The 21,001-nt window shown below is 43.0% G+C and carries 27 protein-coding genes; 23 read left to right on the top strand and 4 right to left on the bottom strand.

Annotation, left to right across the window (positions count from 1 at the left end):
* Positions 1-218 precede the first annotated feature (218 nt).
* From ilvA to NSQ12_RS11115, 7 genes are all read left to right on the top strand, one after another.
* Entirely contained in the window at positions 219-1,487 is a 1,269-nt protein-coding gene (ilvA, locus tag NSQ12_RS11145) for a threonine ammonia-lyase IlvA (RefSeq protein WP_003230803.1), read from the top strand.
* An 85-nt stretch (positions 1,488-1,572) separates the two neighbouring features.
* On the top strand, positions 1,573-1,824 hold the full coding sequence (locus NSQ12_RS11140) for a DUF2535 family protein (RefSeq protein WP_004399020.1): 252 nt from the start codon (positions 1,573-1,575) through the stop codon (positions 1,822-1,824).
* A gap of 147 nt (positions 1,825-1,971) precedes the next feature.
* Positions 1,972-2,553 (top strand): cytochrome c oxidase assembly accessory protein ScuA, encoded by a 582-nt coding sequence (scuA, locus tag NSQ12_RS11135; protein ID WP_339174741.1) that lies wholly within the window; start codon positions 1,972-1,974, stop codon positions 2,551-2,553.
* Between the two features lie 77 nt (positions 2,554-2,630).
* Positions 2,631-3,398 carry an SGNH/GDSL hydrolase family protein gene (locus NSQ12_RS11130; RefSeq protein ID WP_339174739.1) on the top strand — a complete coding sequence of 256 codons (768 nt, stop codon included), beginning with the start codon at positions 2,631-2,633 and terminating at the stop codon, positions 3,396-3,398.
* Between the two features lie 9 nt (positions 3,399-3,407).
* Positions 3,408-3,971: a YpmS family protein gene (locus tag NSQ12_RS11125; protein ID WP_015251867.1), complete on the top strand. Its 564-nt coding sequence runs from the start codon at positions 3,408-3,410 to the stop codon at positions 3,969-3,971.
* Between the two features lie 12 nt (positions 3,972-3,983).
* Complete coding sequence (gene ypmT, locus NSQ12_RS11120; RefSeq protein ID WP_003230808.1) at positions 3,984-4,178, top strand: protein YpmT; 195 nt, start codon at positions 3,984-3,986, stop codon at positions 4,176-4,178.
* 71 nt (positions 4,179-4,249) lie between these two features.
* Positions 4,250-5,587, top strand: a complete 1,338-nt coding sequence (locus NSQ12_RS11115; protein WP_032726006.1) for an MATE family efflux transporter — start codon at positions 4,250-4,252, stop codon at positions 5,585-5,587.
* A 49-nt stretch (positions 5,588-5,636) separates the two neighbouring features.
* On the opposite strand, the gene NSQ12_RS11110 is transcribed toward NSQ12_RS11115, so the two are convergent.
* Entirely contained in the window at positions 5,637-6,062 is a 426-nt protein-coding gene (locus NSQ12_RS11110) for a MarR family transcriptional regulator (protein ID WP_004398634.1), read from the bottom strand.
* A gap of 131 nt (positions 6,063-6,193) precedes the next feature.
* Here NSQ12_RS11110 and msrA point away from each other — a divergent pair, with 131 nt between their 5' ends.
* Complete coding sequence (gene msrA, locus NSQ12_RS11105) at positions 6,194-6,727, top strand: peptide-methionine (S)-S-oxide reductase MsrA (RefSeq protein ID WP_080529445.1); 534 nt, start codon at positions 6,194-6,196, stop codon at positions 6,725-6,727.
* Entirely contained in the window at positions 6,728-7,162 is a 435-nt protein-coding gene (msrB, locus tag NSQ12_RS11100; RefSeq protein ID WP_217024401.1) for a peptide-methionine (R)-S-oxide reductase MsrB, read from the top strand. It abuts the gene before it with no gap.
* Positions 7,163-7,205: 43 nt separating this feature from the next.
* Here msrB and NSQ12_RS11095 read toward each other — a convergent pair whose 3' ends face one another.
* On the bottom strand, positions 7,206-8,231 hold the full coding sequence (locus tag NSQ12_RS11095) for a nucleoside-diphosphate sugar epimerase/dehydratase (RefSeq protein ID WP_014477115.1): 1,026 nt from the start codon (positions 8,229-8,231) through the stop codon (positions 7,206-7,208).
* Positions 8,232-8,600: 369 nt separating this feature from the next.
* Between NSQ12_RS11095 and NSQ12_RS11090 the strand changes: the two genes are divergently transcribed.
* Positions 8,601-9,749, top strand: a complete 1,149-nt coding sequence (locus tag NSQ12_RS11090) for a phytase (protein WP_015714123.1) — start codon at positions 8,601-8,603, stop codon at positions 9,747-9,749.
* A gap of 70 nt (positions 9,750-9,819) precedes the next feature.
* On the opposite strand, the gene cgeB is transcribed toward NSQ12_RS11090, so the two are convergent.
* Positions 9,820-10,773, bottom strand: a complete 954-nt coding sequence (gene cgeB, locus NSQ12_RS11085; protein ID WP_106073500.1) for a spore maturation protein CgeB — start codon at positions 10,771-10,773, stop codon at positions 9,820-9,822.
* A 6-nt stretch (positions 10,774-10,779) separates the two neighbouring features.
* Positions 10,780-11,181 carry a spore crust protein CgeA gene (cgeA, locus tag NSQ12_RS11080; RefSeq protein ID WP_041336458.1) on the bottom strand — a complete coding sequence of 134 codons (402 nt, stop codon included), beginning with the start codon at positions 11,179-11,181 and terminating at the stop codon, positions 10,780-10,782.
* Positions 11,182-11,385: 204 nt separating this feature from the next.
* Here cgeA and cgeC point away from each other — a divergent pair, with 204 nt between their 5' ends.
* The 13 genes from cgeC to NSQ12_RS11015 all read left to right on the top strand — a co-directional run bounded on the left by cgeC (position 11,386) and on the right by NSQ12_RS11015 (position 20,990).
* A complete protein-coding gene (gene cgeC / locus NSQ12_RS11075; RefSeq protein ID WP_003230826.1) occupies positions 11,386-11,691 on the top strand; it encodes a spore maturation protein CgeC in 306 nt (101 codons plus the stop codon).
* A gap of 64 nt (positions 11,692-11,755) precedes the next feature.
* The gene (cgeD, locus tag NSQ12_RS11070; RefSeq protein ID WP_015714121.1) at positions 11,756-13,036 is read left to right on the top strand and encodes a spore maturation glycosyltransferase CgeD; all 1,281 of its coding nucleotides are present in this window, start codon (positions 11,756-11,758) and stop codon (positions 13,034-13,036) included.
* A 28-nt stretch (positions 13,037-13,064) separates the two neighbouring features.
* Positions 13,065-13,844, top strand: a complete 780-nt coding sequence (gene cgeE, locus NSQ12_RS11065) for a spore maturation N-acetyltransferase CgeE (RefSeq protein ID WP_015383898.1) — start codon at positions 13,065-13,067, stop codon at positions 13,842-13,844.
* A 79-nt stretch (positions 13,845-13,923) separates the two neighbouring features.
* A complete protein-coding gene (gene yoyG / locus NSQ12_RS11060; RefSeq protein ID WP_003218179.1) occupies positions 13,924-14,037 on the top strand; it encodes a YhzE/YjcZ family sporulation protein YoyG in 114 nt (37 codons plus the stop codon).
* Positions 14,031-14,186, top strand: a complete 156-nt coding sequence (locus tag NSQ12_RS11055; RefSeq protein ID WP_003230835.1) for a hypothetical protein — start codon at positions 14,031-14,033, stop codon at positions 14,184-14,186. Before yoyG ends, NSQ12_RS11055 begins: the two co-directional genes overlap by 7 nt.
* Positions 14,167-15,540, top strand: coding sequence for an aspartate aminotransferase family protein (locus NSQ12_RS11050; protein WP_339174734.1), 1,374 nt, complete (start codon positions 14,167-14,169; stop codon positions 15,538-15,540). Before NSQ12_RS11055 ends, NSQ12_RS11050 begins: the two co-directional genes overlap by 20 nt.
* Complete coding sequence (locus NSQ12_RS11045; protein ID WP_029318023.1) at positions 15,509-16,198, top strand: CoA transferase subunit A; 690 nt, start codon at positions 15,509-15,511, stop codon at positions 16,196-16,198. The genes NSQ12_RS11050 and NSQ12_RS11045 overlap by 32 nt, the downstream gene beginning before the upstream one ends.
* A complete protein-coding gene (locus NSQ12_RS11040; RefSeq protein WP_015714117.1) occupies positions 16,183-16,836 on the top strand; it encodes a 3-oxoacid CoA-transferase subunit B in 654 nt (217 codons plus the stop codon). Before NSQ12_RS11045 ends, NSQ12_RS11040 begins: the two co-directional genes overlap by 16 nt.
* A gap of 8 nt (positions 16,837-16,844) precedes the next feature.
* Positions 16,845-18,155, top strand: a complete 1,311-nt coding sequence (locus NSQ12_RS11035; RefSeq protein WP_015251879.1) for a peptidase — start codon at positions 16,845-16,847, stop codon at positions 18,153-18,155.
* Positions 18,133-18,960 carry a putative beta-lysine N-acetyltransferase gene (gene ablB / locus NSQ12_RS11030; RefSeq protein ID WP_015251880.1) on the top strand — a complete coding sequence of 276 codons (828 nt, stop codon included), beginning with the start codon at positions 18,133-18,135 and terminating at the stop codon, positions 18,958-18,960. Before NSQ12_RS11035 ends, ablB begins: the two co-directional genes overlap by 23 nt.
* A 28-nt stretch (positions 18,961-18,988) precedes the next feature.
* Positions 18,989-20,404, top strand: coding sequence for a lysine 2,3-aminomutase (ablA, locus tag NSQ12_RS11025; RefSeq protein WP_004399420.1), 1,416 nt, complete (start codon positions 18,989-18,991; stop codon positions 20,402-20,404).
* On the top strand, positions 20,401-20,679 hold the full coding sequence (locus NSQ12_RS11020; protein ID WP_004399539.1) for a YokU family protein: 279 nt from the start codon (positions 20,401-20,403) through the stop codon (positions 20,677-20,679). The genes ablA and NSQ12_RS11020 overlap by 4 nt, the downstream gene beginning before the upstream one ends.
* Positions 20,680-20,765: 86 nt before the next feature.
* Positions 20,766-20,990, top strand: a complete 225-nt coding sequence (locus tag NSQ12_RS11015) for a YozE family protein (protein ID WP_003231160.1) — start codon at positions 20,766-20,768, stop codon at positions 20,988-20,990.
* The last annotated feature ends 11 nt before the right edge of the window (positions 20,991-21,001 follow it).

The following is a 21,001-nucleotide window of genomic DNA, read 5'->3' as shown; positions in this document are numbered from 1 at the left end:
CATTATATCATGCCTTTTGGTTGAAAACACCCTTTATTTTACGATCATCTTTTTTCTTGGCTCTGCAGGATAATGGTTGAACAGAAGTTACCACAAGATGTGGTGGACATAGTCTGTATTTTTTTAATTATTAAATAAAAATAATTGTCTTATTTTTTGAATATTCATGTTATAATGGCATATTAAATAGGGATTTAAAACAAGAAAGGAATCTGTACATGAAACCGTTGCTTAAAGAAAACTCTCTCATCCAAGTGAAAGACATTTTGAAGGCTCACCAAAACGTAAAGGACGTTGTCATTCACACACCTTTGCAGAGGAATGACAGACTTTCTGAGAGATATGAATGCAATATCTATTTAAAACGCGAAGACTTGCAAGTTGTCAGATCTTTTAAGCTCAGAGGGGCTTATCATAAAATGAAACAGCTTTCCAGCGAGCAGACAGAGAACGGAGTTGTGTGTGCAAGTGCCGGAAACCACGCTCAAGGTGTGGCATTTTCGTGTAAACATCTTGGCATTCACGGGAAAATTTTTATGCCGTCTACTACACCGAGACAAAAAGTATCTCAAGTTGAACTATTCGGAAAAGGATTTATCGATATTATTTTGACAGGCGATACGTTTGACGACGCGTATAAAAGCGCTGCTGAATGCTGTGAGGCGGAATCTCGGACGTTTATCCATCCGTTCGATGATCCGGATGTGATGGCCGGACAGGGAACGCTCGCAGTCGAGATTTTAAACGACATTGATACAGAACCGCATTTTCTTTTTGCAAGTGTCGGAGGCGGCGGCCTTCTCTCTGGGGTAGGTACATATTTGAAAAACGTGTCTCCTGATACAAAGGTAATTGCTGTTGAGCCGGCGGGAGCGGCATCCTACTTTGAATCAAACAAAGCTGGGCATGTCGTCACACTTGATAAAATTGATAAGTTTGTAGATGGGGCGGCTGTTAAAAAAATTGGCGAGGAAACCTTCCGGACGCTGGAAACTGTCGTTGATGACATTCTCCTTGTGCCTGAAGGAAAAGTATGTACATCCATTCTTGAATTATATAACGAATGTGCGGTTGTTGCTGAACCGGCTGGAGCTCTTTCTGTCGCAGCGCTTGATTTGTACAAGGATCAAATTAAAGGGAAAAACGTGGTGTGTGTGGTAAGCGGGGGCAATAACGATATCGGAAGAATGCAGGAAATGAAGGAGCGTTCCTTGATTTTTGAAGGCCTTCAGCATTATTTTATCGTCAATTTTCCACAAAGAGCGGGGGCGCTCCGCGAATTTCTTGACGAAGTCCTCGGGCCGAATGATGACATTACAAGGTTTGAATATACGAAGAAAAATAATAAAAGCAATGGACCTGCTCTTGTCGGCATCGAGCTGCAGAACAAAGCCGATTATGGGCCGCTGATTGAACGGATGAACAAAAAACCGTTTCATTATGTAGAGGTGAACAAGGATGAGGACTTGTTCCATTTGCTAATCTAATTTTTTTACACAACCGCGCAAAATGACAGACAGCCCGGCTGGCATCATATATAATAGAAGAAAAACAAAAAAGAGGATTGATAGCTTGTTACTCAAAAGCCTAGAGTTCAAACGCGGTGACGGGATTCAGGTGAAAGTGACAGAAATACCTGTATTAAAGGAAGATGAGCACTATTTCTTTATGTTACATCACCATTTGCAATTCTACTTAAAAGAAGTGTTTTCATCAAACAGCAGGGCAAAAGTGTATTCTTTCCGACATTATATGAAGCGGCGGATGAAGTGGGCAGATTATCAGGCTGTATTTCATCAAGAGGTGTTAAAGCACAACGCGTAACATGCCGTTTTTTACCTGCATGCCCTCCTTTGTAATCGTTAATGGGGAGGCATGCAGGATTTTTTTTGCTCAGTATCGAATACAAACATGGGACAGTAAGGACGGTTTTAGAAAGCGTTTTTATGCTGGCTGGAAAGGATGGATGTCATGAAGGTTGTCAAGGGGTTAACGGCTGGGCTGATTTTTCTGTTTTTGTGTGCATGCGGAGGACAGCAGATTAAAAATCCGCTCAATTACGAGGTGGAGCCTTTTACATTTCAAAACCAAGACGGCAAGAACGTTTCTTTAGAGAGTTTAAAAGGAGAAGTATGGCTGGCGGATTTTATTTTTACCAATTGTGAAACTATATGTCCGCCAATGACCGCTCATATGACCGATCTGCAAAAAAAACTGAAAGCCGAAAATATAGATGTCCGCATCATATCATTTAGTGTTGACCCAGAAAACGATAAGCCGAAACAGCTGAAGAAATTTGCCGCAAATTATCCATTATCTTTTGATAACTGGGATTTTCTCACTGGATACAGCCAGAGTGAGATTGAGGAGTTCGCACTTAAGAGCTTTAAAGCGATCGTAAAGAAGCCGGAGGGAGAGGACCAAGTGATTCATCAATCTTCTTTTTATTTGGTAGGTCCGGACGGTAAGGTGCTGAAAGATTACAATGGAGTGGAGAATACACCGTACGATGATATCATTTCCGATGTAAAGTCAGCCAGTACACTCAAGTAAGCTAAGAGACTAGGCATTTGCAAATCTTCTAAAACATGATACACTTTCCACTAGTAGAATGGGAAGGAGCAACAAGATTGAAGCTGCGCATTTTTTCAATCATGGCCAGTTTGATTTTGCTTCTTACTGCGTGTACGAGCATACGTACATCATCTGAGGGAAAACAAAAAGCCCATGAAACGAAAACAAAAGAACACATTGTCATAGCGGCTGTCGGAGATTCGCTGACAGAAGGAGTCGGAGATCCCGACGGAAAGGGATATGTCGGCAAGGTGGCGGATTCTATCCGGTCAGATAAACAAGTCAAAACGGTCGACGTGAAAAATTATGCTGTAAAAGGGAACCGTTCGGATGATTTATTAGAAAAACTAAAAGATAAAAAGGTTCAAAAAGGCATAAAGGACGCAGATTATGTCTTTTTTACAATTGGCGGTAATGATTTGATGAAAATCCTTCGCCAAAACTTTCTGCAATTAACCGTTGAACCGTTTCAGGAAGCGGAAAAACCGTACGAAAAGCGCTTTGAAAAAATCATTTCTGAAATTCGCGAGCTGAATGATCACGCTGAGCTGATTTATGTCAGTATGTACAATCCGTTTACGTTTACATTATCAGAACTAAATGAAATAAATGGTGTCGTCACGGATTGGAACCATATTGCTGCAAAAGAGCTGAAAAAAGATAAACATGCAAAAATCGTTCATATCGAAGATTTGTTCAATCAAAAAAGTGACAGCAGCCGAATTTCTGAGGAGGATGATTTTCATCCTAATGGTACGGGTTATTCTCTTATCGCAAAGCGCGTCTATCAAGCCATTAAAAAAGAAGGATTACCGAAAGAGTAGGGTGACAGCATGAATAAGTGGAAGCGACTGTTTTTTATATTGCTTGCAATTAATTTTATCCTCGCCGCCGGGTTTGTGGCACTTGTTTTGCTCCCGGGGGAACAGGCTCAGGTGAAGGATTCATCTGAGAGCGAGTATGGATTTCAAGTGACAAGCACAAAAGAATCATTAGCTGCGTTTGTTAACTCATATTTAAACGACAAAGCATCAAATAAGCTTGATTATAAAGTAGAGATTGATGATGATGTTCATGTCGCAGGGAAAATCAAGGCATTTTCCACGTCTATTGATGCGTTTATCGCTTTTGAGCCGACCGTGAAAAAAAACGGTGATGTAGAGCTGAATGTCACGAAATTTTCGTTAGGGAAATTGAGTATACCAATTAGCTTTGTGTTAAATTATATGGACAGCTTTTATGAATTGCCGTCGTTTGTCCATGTTCACCCCGGGGATAAAAGCATTGAAGTGCGTTTGTCAGAAATGCCTTTAACGAATGGAATGTATGTCAAAGCGGATAAGATAAATTTAGAAAAAGATGAAATTGAGTTTTCCTATTACCATCCTAAACAATAGAGGTGACTGAAAATGAAACGGATTTACCAGTATTTCAGTTTATTATCCTTTACATTTTCCCTGTATTTCGGCTGGCTTGCTTATCATCATCTGGCTGCTGAAGACATGGATCAAATGTATTTGAATGTTTCCTATTGTGCCTTGTTCCTAAGTGTGATGGTGTTTACATTTGGTATGCGAGACCGAAAAAAAACCGATAAGTCATGAAAAAAGAGACATGAAACAACGTCTCTTTTTTCGTGCGGTCCAAAGAAAATTTGAGAACACAAGGAGAAAAGATGAAAGCATACGATTTTACACAGGGGAACGTGCTGAAACAGCTTGTACTGTTTTCAATGCCTATTATGCTCGGAAACGCATTGCAGGTTTCCTTTCAATTTATAGACAGCTTGTGGATCGGCAATTTACTGGGGGCAAAGGCCCTTGGGGCAGCCGCGGTATCAAGCACGATTGTTTTGACCGTGCTGTCTTTTATTTTGGGCCTTAACAATGCGACGTTAACCATTTTATCTCAGCAAAAAGGAAAAGATGATGTAAAAGGAATGGCGTCGTATATTAACGCTTTTGTTGTTTTATTAACAGGCCTAAGCATCGGATTCGGCGCGGCCGGTTTTTTTCTCTCAGAGCTTTTGCTGCGTCTTCTAAAAACGCCGGAGTCAATGATACCGCTTGCTGAGACGTATTTACAGATTCAATTTATCGGCATTTTATTTTTGTTTGGTTATAACTTTATCAGTACTGTGCTTCGTGCGCTGGGCGACAGCAAGACACCTCTCCGGTTTATTGCGTTTGCTGTTGTACTGAATACAGTGCTTGCGCCGCTCTTTATTTCTGTGTTCCGCATGGGAATAGCGGGAGCGGCTTATTCAACGATTTTGTCACAGGGCATTGCGTTTCTGTATGGGTTGTTTTATGTCGTCAAACACAAGCTTGTGCCATTCTCAATTCCGAGAATGCCCAAGTGGGAAGAGTCCGCGCTGATTTTGAAACTCGGGATTCCGGCAGGTCTGCAGATGATGGTGATTACAGGCGGTATGATGGCGATTATGAGTGTTGTTAACTCATACGGGGATCACGTGGTATCAGGATTTGGCGCGGTGCAGCGGCTTGATAGCATCATCACGCTTCCAGCAATGGCTGCCGGTACGGCCGTCAATAGTATGGCAGGGCAAAATATTGGAATCGGAAACGAAAAAAGAGTGGGAACAATTGCAAGGCTAGGTGTGATAGCTGTTATTTCCTGCATGCTGGTGATTGCGGTTATGATTTGGGTATTTGGTAAATATCTCATAAGGTTATTTATCAGTGAGCCTGATGCGGTCGCATTTGGTGAACAATATTTGAAGTGGATCGCGTTTTTCTACCCTTTTATTGGGATTAATTTTGTGCTGAACGGAATCGTCAGGGCCGCGGGAGCGATGCTGCAGGTTCTGGTATTAAATTTAATCTCGTTTTGGGTGTTGAGATATCCTTTCACAGCTCTATTTTCAGCTTGGCTTGGACAAAAAGGAATCGGGCTTGGAATCGGAATGAGTTTTTTATTTAGCAGCTGCGCCGCATTTTTGTATTATAGATATGGCCGCTGGAAAGCAATGAAGCTGTTTACTGAAAAATAAGTGAAGCACTGCGAAAAGCACATACCTATATATCGGTATGTGCTTTTTTTCACCGTTTTTTATCAAGTTTGCTGAAGAGCTCGATTAACGTGGCAAGTTCAGCATCAGTGTAGCAGTCAAAGCGTTTAAAGAAATATTCCGTTTTTTTCTCGTTAAAGTGCTGAAGGACTTTTTCGCCAGCTTCAGTGATATGAATGCGGATGATGCGTCTGTCTTCCTTCGATCTGATTCTCGTAATCCATTCCTTTTCTACCAGCGCATCGGTCACAGCCGTAATGTGGCTTGCCGATACCTCTAAAATAGGCGCAAATTCAGTGACTTTTTTAGGCCCTTGTTCACTGAGGATCCGAAGAATGGTGAATTCATTCCGCGACAGCTCTTTATCTAAAATTTCATTGATTTCATTGCGTATTTGTTTAAAGACTTTACGGAGTAAAGTTTCCATATCGTACATCATCTGTGTTCTTACTTTCAAATTTGTGAACCTCCATTACATAAGCATATTGCTTAAAACCTATAGATTTTATTGAAAAGCAGAATCATTTTCATTCTATTTTTACATGCTATAATATAATAATACCACGTATTAACAAAGGAGGCACCAGTATGTCTGAAAAAAAAGAAATCGCCACATTTGCAGGAGGCTGTTTTTGGTGTATGGTTAAACCTTTTGACGAACAGCCGGGAATTGAAAAAGTGGTGTCCGGGTATACAGGCGGCCATACTGAAAACCCTACGTACGAAGAGGTGTGCAGTGAAACGACGGGACATCGTGAAGCCGTTCAAATCACGTTTAATCCTGATGTATTCCCTTATGCAAAACTGCTTGAATTATTTTGGCAGCAAATCGATCCGACAGATGCCGGGGGGCAGTTTGCTGATCGCGGCAGTTCCTATCGCGCAGCCATTTTTTATCATAATGATAAACAAAAGGAGCTTGCGGAAGCTTCCAAGCAACGTCTGGCGGAAAGCGGCATCTTTAAAGATCCGATTGTAACGGACATTTTAAAAGCTGAACCTTTCTATGAAGCGGAAGGCTACCATCAGCATTTTTATAAAAAGAATCCAGCACATTATCAGCGCTACCGGACAGGTTCCGGACGAGCGGGATTTATCAGCGAGCATTGGGGGGCTAAATAAATGGCGTACAATAAAGAAGAAAAAATAAAGTCATTAAATCGCATGCAATATGAAGTAACGCAAAATAACAGCACGGAGCCGCCGTTTCAAAATGAATATTGGGATCATAAGGAAGAAGGGTTGTATGTAGACATTGTGTCAGGCAAGCCATTGTTTACATCCAAAGATAAATTTGATTCCCACTGCGGCTGGCCAAGCTTTACAAAGCCGATTGAAGAAGAAGAAGTGGAAGAAAAACTGGACACGAGCCACGGCATGATTCGCACAGAAGTAAGAAGCCGAACTGCTGATTCTCATCTTGGCCACGTATTTAATGACGGACCGGGGCCAAACGGACTTCGTTACTGCATAAATTCAGCAGCGCTGCGGTTTGTTCCGAAGCATAAGCTAAAAGAAGAAGGATACGAAAGCTATCTGCATCTCTTTAATAAATAAACTGTTAAAAACAGGCCTGCCTAATGGATAGACAGGCTTGTTTTTATGCCTTTTTCTCTTGATGCAATTCTTCAATAATCTGAGCAATTCTTTCTTTCGTAATGAGCGGGGCTTGATCTGATTGATACCCAGGCAGATTGACTTTGCGAAAGTCAGGATGTTTTTCCGGCTCTGGAAGGATCGCATAAAGGTTGCCCCATTCATACAGTGATTCAATTTCATGTGGAGATGTTAATTCTTCGTGAAGCTTTTCACCTGGACGCTTGCCCACTTCTACTGCAGCCGGCCGCGGGAGCCCGTGCTGCGATGCATATTCTTCAAACCCATGAATCAGTTCTTCAAGTTTCAGTGATTCCATTTTGAAAATAAAGGTTTCTCCGCCTTTTGTAATAGCAGCCGATTGTAATGTCAATGTAGCTGCATCGTCTATTGACATGAAAAATCTGGTCATGTTTTTGTCTGTGATGGTCAGAGGTTCACCCTCCATCATCTGTTCAAATAATATGGGGATGACCGAACCTCTGGAACCGAGAACATTTCCAAAGCGGACCGAACAAAACAAGGTTCCTTTGTTTTGGACGTGGCGGTTTGCTTGATGAAACAGCTTTTCAGATAACAGCTTGGTGGCACCCATTGTGTTCACAGGAGATACTGCTTTATCTGTACTGATATTAATGACATGCTGCACTCGGTGTGAAAGGGCAGCTTCCACCACATTTTGTCCGCCGATGAGATTGGTCTGGATCGCTTCAAATGGATGGTCCTCACATGTCGGAACCTGTTTCAGCGCAGCCGCGTGAAAGACGATATCGACGCCTTTCATCACCTGATTCACCCTTCTGTGATCGCGTACATCTCCAAGTACAAATAATAGCCGCTTATCCTCCGCATACTTTTGGCTCATGACATACTGTTTACTGTCGTCTTTGCTGAATACAATCACCTGTTTAGGTGTAAGCAGCAAAAGGCGTTTGACAATTTGACTCCCGATTGAACCCGTTCCGCCAGTGACTAAAACTGTTTTGTTATGGAAAAATGGTTTTAGTTCTGCTGTTTGCTGTTTAGGCATGGCTTATCCTCCAACTCTCGTTTCTCTACCATGCATCATATGTTCAACTTTGTAATCGAATTAATGAAAGCAACCAATAAAACAAAATTTAGGGGAATGATCATGTCACAAAGTGTTCTTTTTTAATAGAAAATGGAAAAACGGACGTAACTAGGAAAAAACAAAACTAAATAAACAATGTACTAAATATTCAACATATTTTTATTTCGCTCCGCAAAAGTAAATCTGGCAAAGTCATCTCACCACCTCTTTGGGGAATAAGTTGTTTATGAGTCAGAAACCCTATAAAAAAAGGTTCATTTTCCTCACGGTAATCACCTGTATATATTTTACAATAGTAGTGATAGTGATAAAAGAGGAGGGTACCAAATGAAGGTTTCAAAAACAATGCTGCTAAGCACTGCCGCGGGTTTATTGCTTAGCCTGACAGCAACCTCGGTGTCGGCTCATTATGTGAATGAGGAACATCTTTTCAAAGTGACTGCACACACGGAGACAGATCCGGTCGCATCTGGCGATGATGCAGCAGATGACCCGGCCATTTGGGTTCATGAAAAACACCCGGAAAAAAGCAAGTTGATTACGACAAATAAGAAGTCAGGGCTCGTCGTGTATGATTTAGACGGAAAACAGCTTCATTCTTATGAGTTTGGCAAGCTCAATAATGTCGATCTGCGCTATGATTTTCCATTGAACGGCGAAAAAATTGATATTGCTGCCGCATCCAACCGGTCCGAAGGAAAAAATACAATTGAAGTATATGCAATAGACGGGGATAAAGGAAAATTGAAAAGCATTACAGATCCGAAACATCCTATTTCCACCAATATTTCTGAGGTTTATGGATTCAGCTTGTATCACAGCCAGAAAACAGGAGCATTTTACGCATTAGTGACAGGCAAACAAGGGGAATTTGAGCAGTTTGAAATTGTTGATGGTGGAAAGGGTTATGTAACAGGGAAAAAGGTGCGTGAATTTAAGTTGAATTCTCAGACCGAAGGCCTTGTTGCGGATGATGAGTACGGAAACCTATACATAGCAGAGGAAGATGAGGCCATCTGGAAATTTAATGCTGAGCCCGGCGGAGGATCAAAGGGGCAGGTTGTTGACCGTGCGACAGGAGATCATTTGACAGCTGATATTGAAGGACTGACAATCTATTATGCACCAAATGGCAAAGGATATCTCATGGCTTCAAGTCAAGGAAATAACAGCTATGCAATGTATGAACGGCAGGGGAAAAATCGTTATGTAGCCAACTTTGAGATTACAGATGGCGAGAAGATAGACGGTACTAGTGACACGGATGGTATTGATGTTCTCGGTTTCGGACTTGGCCCAAAATATCCGTACGGGATTTTTGTGGCGCAGGATGGCGAAAATATCGATAACGGACAAGCCGTCAATCAAAATTTCAAAATTGTATCGTGGGAACAAATTGCACAGCATCTCGGCGAAATGCCTGATCTTCATAAACAGGTGAACCCGAGGAAGCTGAAAGACCGTTCTGACGGCTAGAAAAGAAAGCAGCTTGTGCGGCTGCTTTTTTCTATGAATAAAAAAATCGTTCATAGCAATGAACGATTTTTCATGAGAGCGCCAGATGAATCGCTTTTAGTTTTGCAGGAAGCTCATCAAACGTAAATGCGGGTACGATCTCTTTATAATTGGCTGCTGCAGCTTTTTGCCGTTCTTCAGGGTGGTAGATATAGAAAGCGGCTTTTTCCTTAAAGTCGTTCATGCCGTGATAAGAAATAAAGGATGAAAAAGGATGTGCCGCGGGTAAATCTGTTAATTGAAATGCTTCGCATGCAGCGATATCAAACGTTCGGTTATTAAAACTGGCATTTTTGATGCGCATAGTATTTTGGTTGAAAGCAAAATGATAGGGACGATGCGCATTAATTACGATGTCTGCCCCATTATAATAATGAACGGCCTGTTCGGGTGGAACCCATGTGCTGACGACATCAATATGCGGCTGTTTGAGCACTTTTTTAGGCAGATATTTTCCCCATTCCTTGCCGATTACCCGAACCGTGAATGGCAGATGGACCGCTTCTTTCATAAGCTGAACCCGATTAGGGTAAGGATAGCCGATGATTAACAGATTTGAATGATAGGAATGTTCGGTGCCCATTTTTTTAAACAGCCGATGGTTAACTGGTATCGGAACATAATAGACGTTCTGGTAGCCGAGCTCTTGATAGTAGAGAGCTGCATTTTGTTCTATCGTTAATATGGCGTCAGCAAGCTTAATTACCTGAAGGCTGATATCCATATAAAATGGGTCTTCGGTCAGCCAAACATACACGGGGATATCCTTACCCTTTAACCAGGTCAGCCAGTCGTGAGGAACGCGGTCTCCAACCATCATAAGTGTGAAGTCCGGCTGAAACGCTTCGATCTTCATCAAAGATTCTGCTTCAGGTTTATCTGCAATCATATACTCTGTATGAGTGTTCTGAAAACATTCTTCAGCCCAGCGATCAAAATAACTGTATATTCCTCCGTATCCCGACTGGATATACAAGACTTTCATCGGATGTTATGAAAAGAACGTAACGCTTTCTACTTTGTCTACATCAATTAATGTTGTAGCTTGGCCTGCCGGAGTGACGGAGCTTTCCTGTGTTACAAAGACGATACCGTGAACTTGATCGAAAGCAACGAAAACAACCGGTCCGATCATGTCACCTGAATCAGTCACAATGCTGATTGTAGTGCCTGGCGTAATTCTGGCAAAAATCCATCTTGCCGGAAGAGAAGGGTCTAAAAGAGATTCTGCCGTAACCGTCTCACTTTCATCTACTCTTTGATCGATGGCAGCTTCAAGCAAGTCTTTAAGGTTACTATCCATGTTTTCTCCTCCTTCTGTTGCAGTTGGAAATAAAGGGCTTAAAACGGCTTTAATTAAATCCTTTTTTAACTGTGCATTTTCAGAGCTCATTACACACACCTCCTATTCGATAGTGAACTCACGTTATTCATATTCTTCCGGCTGTTATTTGGTATGAGTCGAACGCCGTACCTGATCTATTTTTCATCTATTTAAGGAAAATGCTGATTTTTTAATGGAGTGGACATAGCCTATACCATAAATCGAAGTCGCACATATTGTGAAACAGAGATAATGATAAGGGAGAGGGATGATTTGGATTTAGAGAAACAAGTGGATCGAGAAGAAAACCAAGATGATCTGCATTTTATTTTGCTTTTGCTGATTCTGCTTATACGTCAATCGTCTTCTGAAGGAAATCCATCTGACCTCAGACGCCAGCTTGTTTTTGCAAAAGAGCTGGGCGTACCGGTTTCAAAAGTCAATTTGATCAACGGAGATACACTTCAAAATGTCATCGTAAAAGAAGTTCTGACTGATTTGGTTATTTTCCAAAACCCGTTAAATAACACGAGATCTCATGTTTCACTCTCAAGTGTTGTAAGCTGGGGTGCTTTTTAAATGATGACAGAGGCTCTGCTTGCTGCGGAGCCGTTTTTATGTTTGACGGCGGGAGGCGGTATAGATGGGAGAGAAAGTGTCTATTATTTTAACAAGTTACAACAAACCCGATTATTTGCAAAAAGCGATCGAAAGCGTGATACAGCAAACGCATGATCTTTGGGAGCTTTTTATCATGGATGATCATTCGAATGCAGAAACAACTGCGGTGATTCACAAGTATCTCCATGACCGGCGCATTCAATATCATAACAGTTTCGTGCATCCTGCAGATCGATTAAAAACCGCCCGTTATGCCACATTAATTAACAGTGCGCTCCCATTTGCAGACGGCGATTACATTTCCTATCTTACTGACGACACTGTTTATCATCCTGAGCGGCTGAGCCGTATGGTGCAAGAGTTTTCACATAAGCCTGAAGCGCAGGCGGTCTATTCAAAACAAAAAGTTGTACATGTAAACGAAAGGGGAGAGGAAATCTCACATTTCTACAGAAATGCCAATGCAGTGCTTGATCAGGCCGCTTTTCAAGTTGATCATTGCTCCGTTATGCATCGCCGTTCGTTACTTAATCTCATCCATCATAAATTTGGAGGCTACTGGGATGATGATATGAAGCATTGGAATCATGGCGACGCAATTTTTTGGGCGAGACTCAACAACTTTACCCCATTTCTGCCGATAAATGAAGTATTAGACACAACCTATAAAACCCCAGATTCATTTCAAAATGCATATCGGTTTCTGCCCGCCGATTTGATTGACGGCTCTTTTGTAAAAGGTTCAGATCAAAATGTGTATTTTTTTGATCAGGGTGTAAGGCATCCTGTTGGAGAAAAGTGGGGTTTTTTGTATCTAAATCGGACTGTCGCTGTTCCAGACCCATATTTATTCCAATATAGGATTGGTAAAATTTTAAACATTCCGAATTATATTTTAGTAAAGGAAGCTGACCATCCTGCAATATTTTATATCGAAGCCGGAAAAAAAAGGCGAATTGTGGACCAGTATGCGTTTCAATTTTATCAATTTCAAAGAAAAGACATAGTGACAATTGGAAAAGAAGAGATGGAGATGCTTCCGGAAGGACCGCCGATTACGTGGAAACGATCTGAATTGATCAAAAATCCACCTGGCCGACGGGTGTTTTTCATCGAACGCGAGCCGTTTTTGTTTCTAAACGGCGTCTTTCACCCGATTAGTGAACAAGTAACAAGGAAATTTTTTTTACATCAGAAGCCAATCTCCGCTTCTTTCCGAAATATTCAGCAATTTCCAATTGGAAAGCCGTTTTATCCGGTGTACGATGAGATTATAAAGAAATTGAATATTGCAACAGAGTAAAGGTATAGGTCATAAAAAGGAGACGTTCATGACAGGACATTATTCAAAAACGGAACATCAATATATATTGTTAACGTCTGAATCGGCATCGTTTGATCATTACAGCGTATACAGAGATCCGCAGCTTCCGCAAATTTTTTCTCATAACTTTGTTCAGCTCCATGATACGTTTCCATTGGAGCGGTTACTTAACTTTTTACCCTCCGTACCAAAGCTGCTTGATGCGAATTATCTCCATTTAAAAGCGTCGCCGCAGCATGTTTTTCCGCTCGGCTTGAAGCAGTCGCTTGTAAAAAGCGGTTTTGTCGTCGAGGATGAGCTACTATATGACATGAAGCTTAGTGACTGGAAGGGGCAGATGGGACATCCTTTAACCGCATGGGGGACGGCGAAAAGTCTTAGCGACGGATCTTCTATTATGAAAATTTACGATTCCATTTATATTGGAGAAGCAATCGCTGAACAAAAATTAAAAAGAAAATATCCTTTCTATGAAGCAGGTATAATCATTCTTGTTGTTTGTTACAGCGACCAGGCACAGAAAGTTCCCATTGGGTGCGGCGAGCTGTTTATCGATCATCAAGAGAAAACGGCTAAAATCGAAGAAGTGGCAATTTTAGATCAGTTTCAAAGGAAGGGCTACGGCAGTATCTTAGTGAAAGAAATGCTGTCCATCGCCAAATCACTAGGAATGGAAGCAGCCTACTTAGTGGCTGCAAGCACTGACGGTGCAACTCAGTTTTACGAAAAGCTGACGTTTAAAAAATATGAGCGGGTGCATACTGTATTTCATTATTTCCTTACATGAAATAGGCGTTTGCACAAACCATTTGGGACTTGGCCCGCATAAAATGCCGTATATCGTGATAAGAAAGGATGAAAACAGCATGTATGGATACTCTGGGTACGGTTACGGATTTGGCTGCGGGACAAATACATTTGTGTTAATTGTTGTCTTGTTCATTTTATTAATTATTGTTGGAGCCGCTTTTATTTGCTAGATGCTGAAATTTCAAAAGAGCCTTCCCTATTAGGAAGGCTCTTTTTATGTGAAAAAGTTTTTGCGGGGAACGTCATGCCGCCATTTGGACACTCATACAATATGGTAAAAGGGGTTTTGAGGTGGGAGCATGAGCAGTTATTTGATTAAGCCAGAGCTTAGCTCGGCCTATCCGGTTGTCAGTTATGCGAAGGGTTCATATGTTTATGATCAGACCGGAAAAAAATATCTCGACGGCTCGTCAGGTGCGGTGACATGTAATATCGGCCACGGAGTTCGTGATGTGACTGAGAAGCTGAAAGAACAGCTTAATCAGGTGTCTTTTGCTTACCGCTCACAGTTTACGAGTGAGCCCGCCGAGCAATTAGCCGCTCTCTTGGCACAGGAGCTGCCCGGAGATGTGAATTGGTCTTTTTTTGTCAACAGCGGGTCAGAAGCGATAGAAACAGCTATGAAAATCGCCATTCAGTATTGGCAGGAAAAAAAGCAAACACAAAAATCCATCTTTTTGTCTCGATGGAGCAGTTACCACGGAATAACTTTGGGAGCGCTTTCATTGTCTGGTTTTTATGAAAGGAGATACCGGTTCACCCATCTCATTGAGCGGTATCCAGCTATCTCAGCTCCACATATTTATCGGCTGAATCACGAGACGGAAGAAGACTTTGTTCAGACTGCAGCTGATGAACTGGACACCATGATCAAAAGAATCGGAAGCCAATTCATCGCCGGCTTTGTGGCTGAGCCTATTATTGGTGCTGCAGGTGCAGCGATTACTCCGCCTCCGGGATATTATGAGAGATTAAGTGAGGTATGCCGCACACACGATGTGCTTTTTATTGCAGATGAAGTGATGACGGGACTTGGGAGAACAGGAAGGATGCTCGCGACAGAGCATTGGGATACCGTACCTGATATTGCTGTACTGGGGAAGGGACTCGGTGCGGGGTATGCACCTATTGCTGCTGCCGTCGTATCTGATTCTATTATTGAAACGATAAAACAAGGGTCAGGTGTGATTATGAGCGGTCACACATATAGTGCACATCCCTATTCAGCCAAAGCTGCTCTTGAAGTTTTGCGATATGTGTTAAAGCATGGCTTGATCAAACAATCAGAAAAAAAGGGCGCTGTGCTGAAGAAGAAGCTTGATGAGGCGGCATCTCAAAGCCGCATTATAGGTGATGTGCGCGGAAAAGGACTGCTATTAGGCATTGAATTTGTGGCAGACCAAAAAACGAAGAAAGTGTTTCCGCCAGAGCAAGCGGTAACCCAGCTTATTGTCAGCGAGGCGAAAAAACGCGGGCTGATTGTTTATCCTTCCAAAGCTGGAATAGACAGTGGAGAAGGAGATGCTGTCATTATTGCTCCTCCTTTTACCATTTCAGACGGTGAAATGGAAGAGCTTATCTCTATTTTTTCAGAAACAGTTGCAGCGGTCGAAAAAAAACTTAAAAAAGGATTGACATTAAATGGCGCCATTTCAAAAAGCAATCAGCATTGACACAGCAATTGCAGATGTTCGGGATGGATCGGTTCTGATGTTTGGCGGTTTTGGGGGAGTCGGGTCGCCTCCTTCATTGATTGAAGCGATATTGGACAGCGGTGTAACGGATTTGACTGTGATTTGCAATGACGCCGGTTTCCCGGATATCGGGATCGGCCCGCTTATTGTTAATCAACGGGTCAAAACCCTGATCGCCTCGCATATCGGTTCCAATCCTGTAGCCGGAAAACAGATGACAGAGGGGACGTTAGAGGTTCAATTTTCACCTCAGGGAACGCTTGCGGAACGGATTCGCGCCGGCGGAGCGGGGCTTGGCGGTATTTTAACCGACGTGGGCATTGATAATCAAATGGTTTGCGAAAAAAAGGACATCGTAACAGTGGCGGGAAAACGATACTTGATTGAAGAGGCGCTGACGGCTGATTTTGCTTTCATCAATGCTTACATTGCAGATGAATTCGGCAATCTAACGTATGACAAAACCGCGCGCAATATGAACCCGCTTATGGCAATGGCCGCCAGGAGAACCTTTGCCGAAGCTGAGCGTATCGTTCCGAAAGGTGAGATTTCTGAAGAAATGATTGTCACACCGGGGGTTTTTGTTGAGGGGGTTGTACGAAGCGAGGGAGTGAAGTGGAAATGGGCTTGGGAGTAGCAGAAAGAGAACAGATTGCAAAACGCGCTGCTGCTGAAATTAAGCAGGGCATGATTGTGAATCTCGGTATCGGTATCCCATCCTTGGTACCGAACTTTTTGAAGCCTGACATGCAGGTCATGTTTCAAGCGGAAAACGGTGTCCTTGGCATTGGAGAAAGTCCCGAAAAGGGAGAAGAGGATGCGCATTTATGCAACGCCGCGGGCTATCCTGTCCGCGCTGTAAAAGGGGCTTCTTATTTTGATACAACCATGTCTTTTGCGATGATCAGAAAAGGCAAAATTGACATTACGATTTTAGGAGCCCTGCAGGTGAGCCAATCAGGAGATTTGGCAAATTGGCTTGTTCCGGGAAAAAAGGTGCCTGGTATGGGCGGGGCGATGGAGCTTGCCCAAAAAGCGAAAAAAGTGGTTGTCGTCATGAGTCATACAGATCAAAAGGGAAGGCCTAAATTAACAGAAAGATGTACGCTGCCATTAACTGCTGCAGGCTGTGTAGATTTGATTATTACCGAAAAAGCGGTTCTTGAGGTCGATAGCCATCACTTCATTTTAAAAGAGCTGATGAATGGCTCGACAATCGATGAGGTGACGAGGCTGACAGAAGCTGAAATCAAAATAGATATGCCTTTTTCTTAAGAGGGGGAATGAGGATGCAAGACATTGAAAGAAAAGTAATCGGGTGGCTTGATCAGCATTCGGCCAAAGCCATTCGTCTTCTCAAAAGGCTAATTGGGGAAAAAAGCACATTGGGGTCAGAGTTTAACGCCCAAGCTGTTGTGCTTGAAAAGCTGCGGCAATTTCATATGGACATTGATGTATGGGAGCCAAGTATAAAGCAATTAAAACAGCATCCCTACTTTAAATCTAACCGATCCGATTTTCATGAGAGCCCGAATATCGTGGCTAAAAAAACGGGAGCCGGCGGAGGCAGGTCCCTGATTTTGAACGGCCATATCGATGTTGTGCCTGAAGGAAGCGTAAAGGATTGGAAGTATGAACCGTATCAAGCTGTCGAAGAAAACGGTAAAATATACGGCCGCGGCTCAACGGATATGAAGGGAGGCAATACAGCCCTTCTTTTTGCTTTAGAAGCCCTGCACGCCTGCGATGTCAAACTGAAGGGAGATGTATTGTTTCAGAGTGTTGTAGATGAAGAGTGCGGCGGCGCCGGTACACTGTCCGCCATCATGAGAGGCTATCGTGCTGACGGGGCGCTGATTCCTGAACCGACGAATATGAAACTATTTATTAAGCAGCAGGGTTCGATGTGGTTTCGGATCACTGTGAAGGGATTATCCGCACATGGGGGCACACGCTATGAAGGGGTAAGCGCGATTGAAAAAAGCATGCACGTTATCACAGCGATACAAGAGCTGGAGAAAGTCCGCAATGCGAGAATTTCAGATCCGCTGTATGACAATATCCCAATACCGGTACCGGTGAATATCGGCACCATCTCAGGCGGTGCCTGGCCATCTTCAGTTGCAGACCGTGTCGTCATAGAAGGGAGATGCGGAATTGCTCCCCATGAGAAACCAGAAGCTGTAAAACTTGAATTGGAAAACTGGCTGAAGGATTTAGAATACCATGACGAATGGTTTAAACGTCATCCCGTACAAGTAGAATGGTTTGGCGCTCAATGGCTGCCGAATGATTTACCTGATGATCACCCTTTAATTTCTGTGCTGCAATCAGCCTATCAAAAAATGAAACAGACAGAGCCGATTATTGAGGCTTCCCCGTGGGGAACGGATGGAGGGCTTTTGTACCATGCAGGAGATACACCAGTTATCGTTTTCGGGCCGGGGGAAACAAAAACGGCTCATCAGGCCAATGAATACATTGAGGTTGAAGCCATGATAGAATCTGCTAAAATTATTGCACTTTTTGTCATGGATTGGTGCGGGCTTCATACAGATGGGGAGGATGCGGATGCTCAAGTCAATAAAGAGTAGCGGTGTCACAGCAGTTTTGGACCATGACGGCTTTAATAAACGAATCAGAGTGGTCCGTTATGACGGAGCCATTGAGAAGGCCCTGCCGGATATCGTGGCAGCGGCAAAAGAAGAGAATGCAGAAAAAATCATCGTCTATGCGAAGCAGCATGATGAGCCAATGCTTGCCAAACAATTATTTGCGCCGGAGGGCTATCTAAAGGGCTATTATCTCGGCCATTCGGCTTGTGTCATGGTACGTTACCTTTCAGAAAGCCGGAGACAAACAGATTCTTATACAGAGGAACAGGAGATCATCGAAGCCATATATCGCACAGCGCCCCGTCTTCGCAACGACAGTACACCCGTTTTTACGATGAGAAAAGCAGAAACAAACGACATGTACCAGCTATCGATGCTGTATAAAAAAGTATTCCGCACCTACCCAACCCCGGTATTTGACCCCGCTTATATTGAAAAGACGATGAATGCAAATACGGTGTATTATATCATGCTTGATCATGACCGCCTGATCAGCGCAGCAAGCGCAGAAATCAATCCAGAGCTTGGGCATGCAGAAATAACCGATTGCGCTGTACTGCCGGAATATCGCGGCCATTCGTTAACAAGCTTTTTAATCGAGGCGTTAGAAAAAGAAATGGCTGGAAAGGATATCTTTCATGTGTTTTCTCTCGCCCGTGCTTCGTCTTTTGGGATGAATGCTGTGTTGTACCATTCAGGTTATCAGTATGGCGGAAGGCTGATCAATAATTGCTTTATAGCCGAAGGCCTTGAAAACATGAATATTTGGTGCAAGCAACTGTAAGTCAAAATATGCGCGAGGAGGAATTCGTTTGAAAAACAAATGGTATAAACCGAAACGGCATTGGAAGGAGATCGAGTTATGGAAGGACGTTCCGGAAGAGAAATGGAACGATTGGCTTTGGCAGCTGACACACACTGTAAGAACGTTAGATGATTTAAAGAAAGTCATCAATCTGACCGAGGATGAAGAGGAAGGCGTCAGAATTTCTACCAAAACGATCCCCTTAAATATTACACCTTACTATGCTTCTTTAATGGACCCCGACAATCCGAGATGCCCGGTACGCATGCAGTCTGTGCCGCTTTCTGAAGAAATGCACAAAACAAAATACGATCTGGAAGACCCGCTTCATGAGGATGAAGATTCACCGGTACCCGGTCTGACACACCGCTATCCCGACCGTGTGCTGTTTCTTGTCACGAATCAATGTTCCATGTACTGCCGCTACTGCACAAGAAGGCGCTTTTCCGGACAAATCGGAATGGGAGTCCCCAAAAAACAGCTTGATGCTGCAATTGCTTATATCCGGGAAACACCCGAAATCCGCGATTGTTTAATTTCAGGCGGTGATGGGCTGCTCATCAACGACCAAATTTTAGAATATATTTTAAAAGAGCTGCGCAGCATTCCGCATCTGGAAGTCATCAGAATCGGAACAAGAGCGCCCGTCGTCTTTCCGCAGCGCATTACCGATCATCTGTGCGAGATATTGAAAAAATATCATCCGGTCTGGCTGAACACCCATTTTAACACAAGCATCGAAATGACAGAAGAATCCGTTGAGGCATGTGAAAAGCTGGTGAACGCGGGAGTGCCGGTCGGAAATCAGGCTGTCGTATTAGCAGGTATTAATGATTCGGTTCCAATTATGAAAAAGCTCATGCATGACTTGGTAAAAATCAGAGTCCGTCCTTATTATATTTACCAATGTGATCTGTCAGAGGGAATCGGGCATTTCAGAGCTCCTGTTTCCAAAGGTTTGGAGATCATTGAAGGGCTGAGAGGTCATACCTCAGGCTATGCGGTTCCTACCTTTGTCGTTGACGCACCAGGCGGAGGAGGTAAAATCGCCCTGCAGCCAAACTATGTCCTGTCACAAAGTCCTGACAAAGTGATCTTAAGAAATTTTGAAGGTGTGATTACGTCATATCCGGAACCAGAGAATTATATCCCCAATCAGGCAGACGCCTATTTTGAGTCCGTTTTCCCTGAAACCGCTGACAAAAAGGAGCCGATCGGGCTGAGTGCCATTTTTGCTGACAAAGAAGTTTCGTTTACACCTGAAAATGTAGACAGAATCAAAAGGAGAGAGGCATACATCGCAAATCCGGAGCATGAAACATTAAAAGATCGGCGTGAGAAAAGAGATCAGCTCAAAGAAAAGAAATTTTTGGCGCAGCAGAAAAAACAGAAAGAGACTGAATGCGGAGGGGATTCTTCATGAAAACATGCGAATGGTGCGGCGAGCTCGAAGCGGTGCCCGGCAGGAACACGGTGTACTGGGAGCTCCCTGATGGAACGAGGGCTATAGAACTGACAGACACCCCTGCCATGGTATGTTCTTCCTGCGGTATGACCTATCAAGAGGAAAACACGGTTAAAGAGATTGAGGATCAGCTGCTTTTAATTCAAACAAAAAAACTGCCTGAAAGCCTGACATATCAGCAGCTCATGGAGACAGAAAGAATTTTGAAACGCAACTATTTTGACTTCTCCTGAGTCATGTTTCAGTATTCTTTTGTTGTAATTTTACACTTGAACTGTATAATAGAACAACAAAAGACAGACACCAGGAGGGGAAACCCATGAAATCCTTTTATCACTATTTATTGAAATACAGACACCCTAAGCCGAAGGACAGCATCAGTGAATTTGCCAATCAGGCGTATGAGGATCACAGCTTTCCAAAAACATCAACCGATTATCATGAAATCAGTTCATATTTGGAGCTGAATGCTGATTACCTTCACACGATGGCGACGTTTGATGAAGCTTGGGATCAATACGAGTCTGAAGTGCACGGCAGATAATAGCTGTTTCA

This window comes from Bacillus sp. PS95 (assembly GCF_037963565.1).
Taxonomy (GTDB): domain Bacteria; phylum Bacillota; class Bacilli; order Bacillales; family Bacillaceae; genus Bacillus; species Bacillus subtilis.
This window is presented reverse-complemented; position numbering and strand designations above follow the sequence as displayed.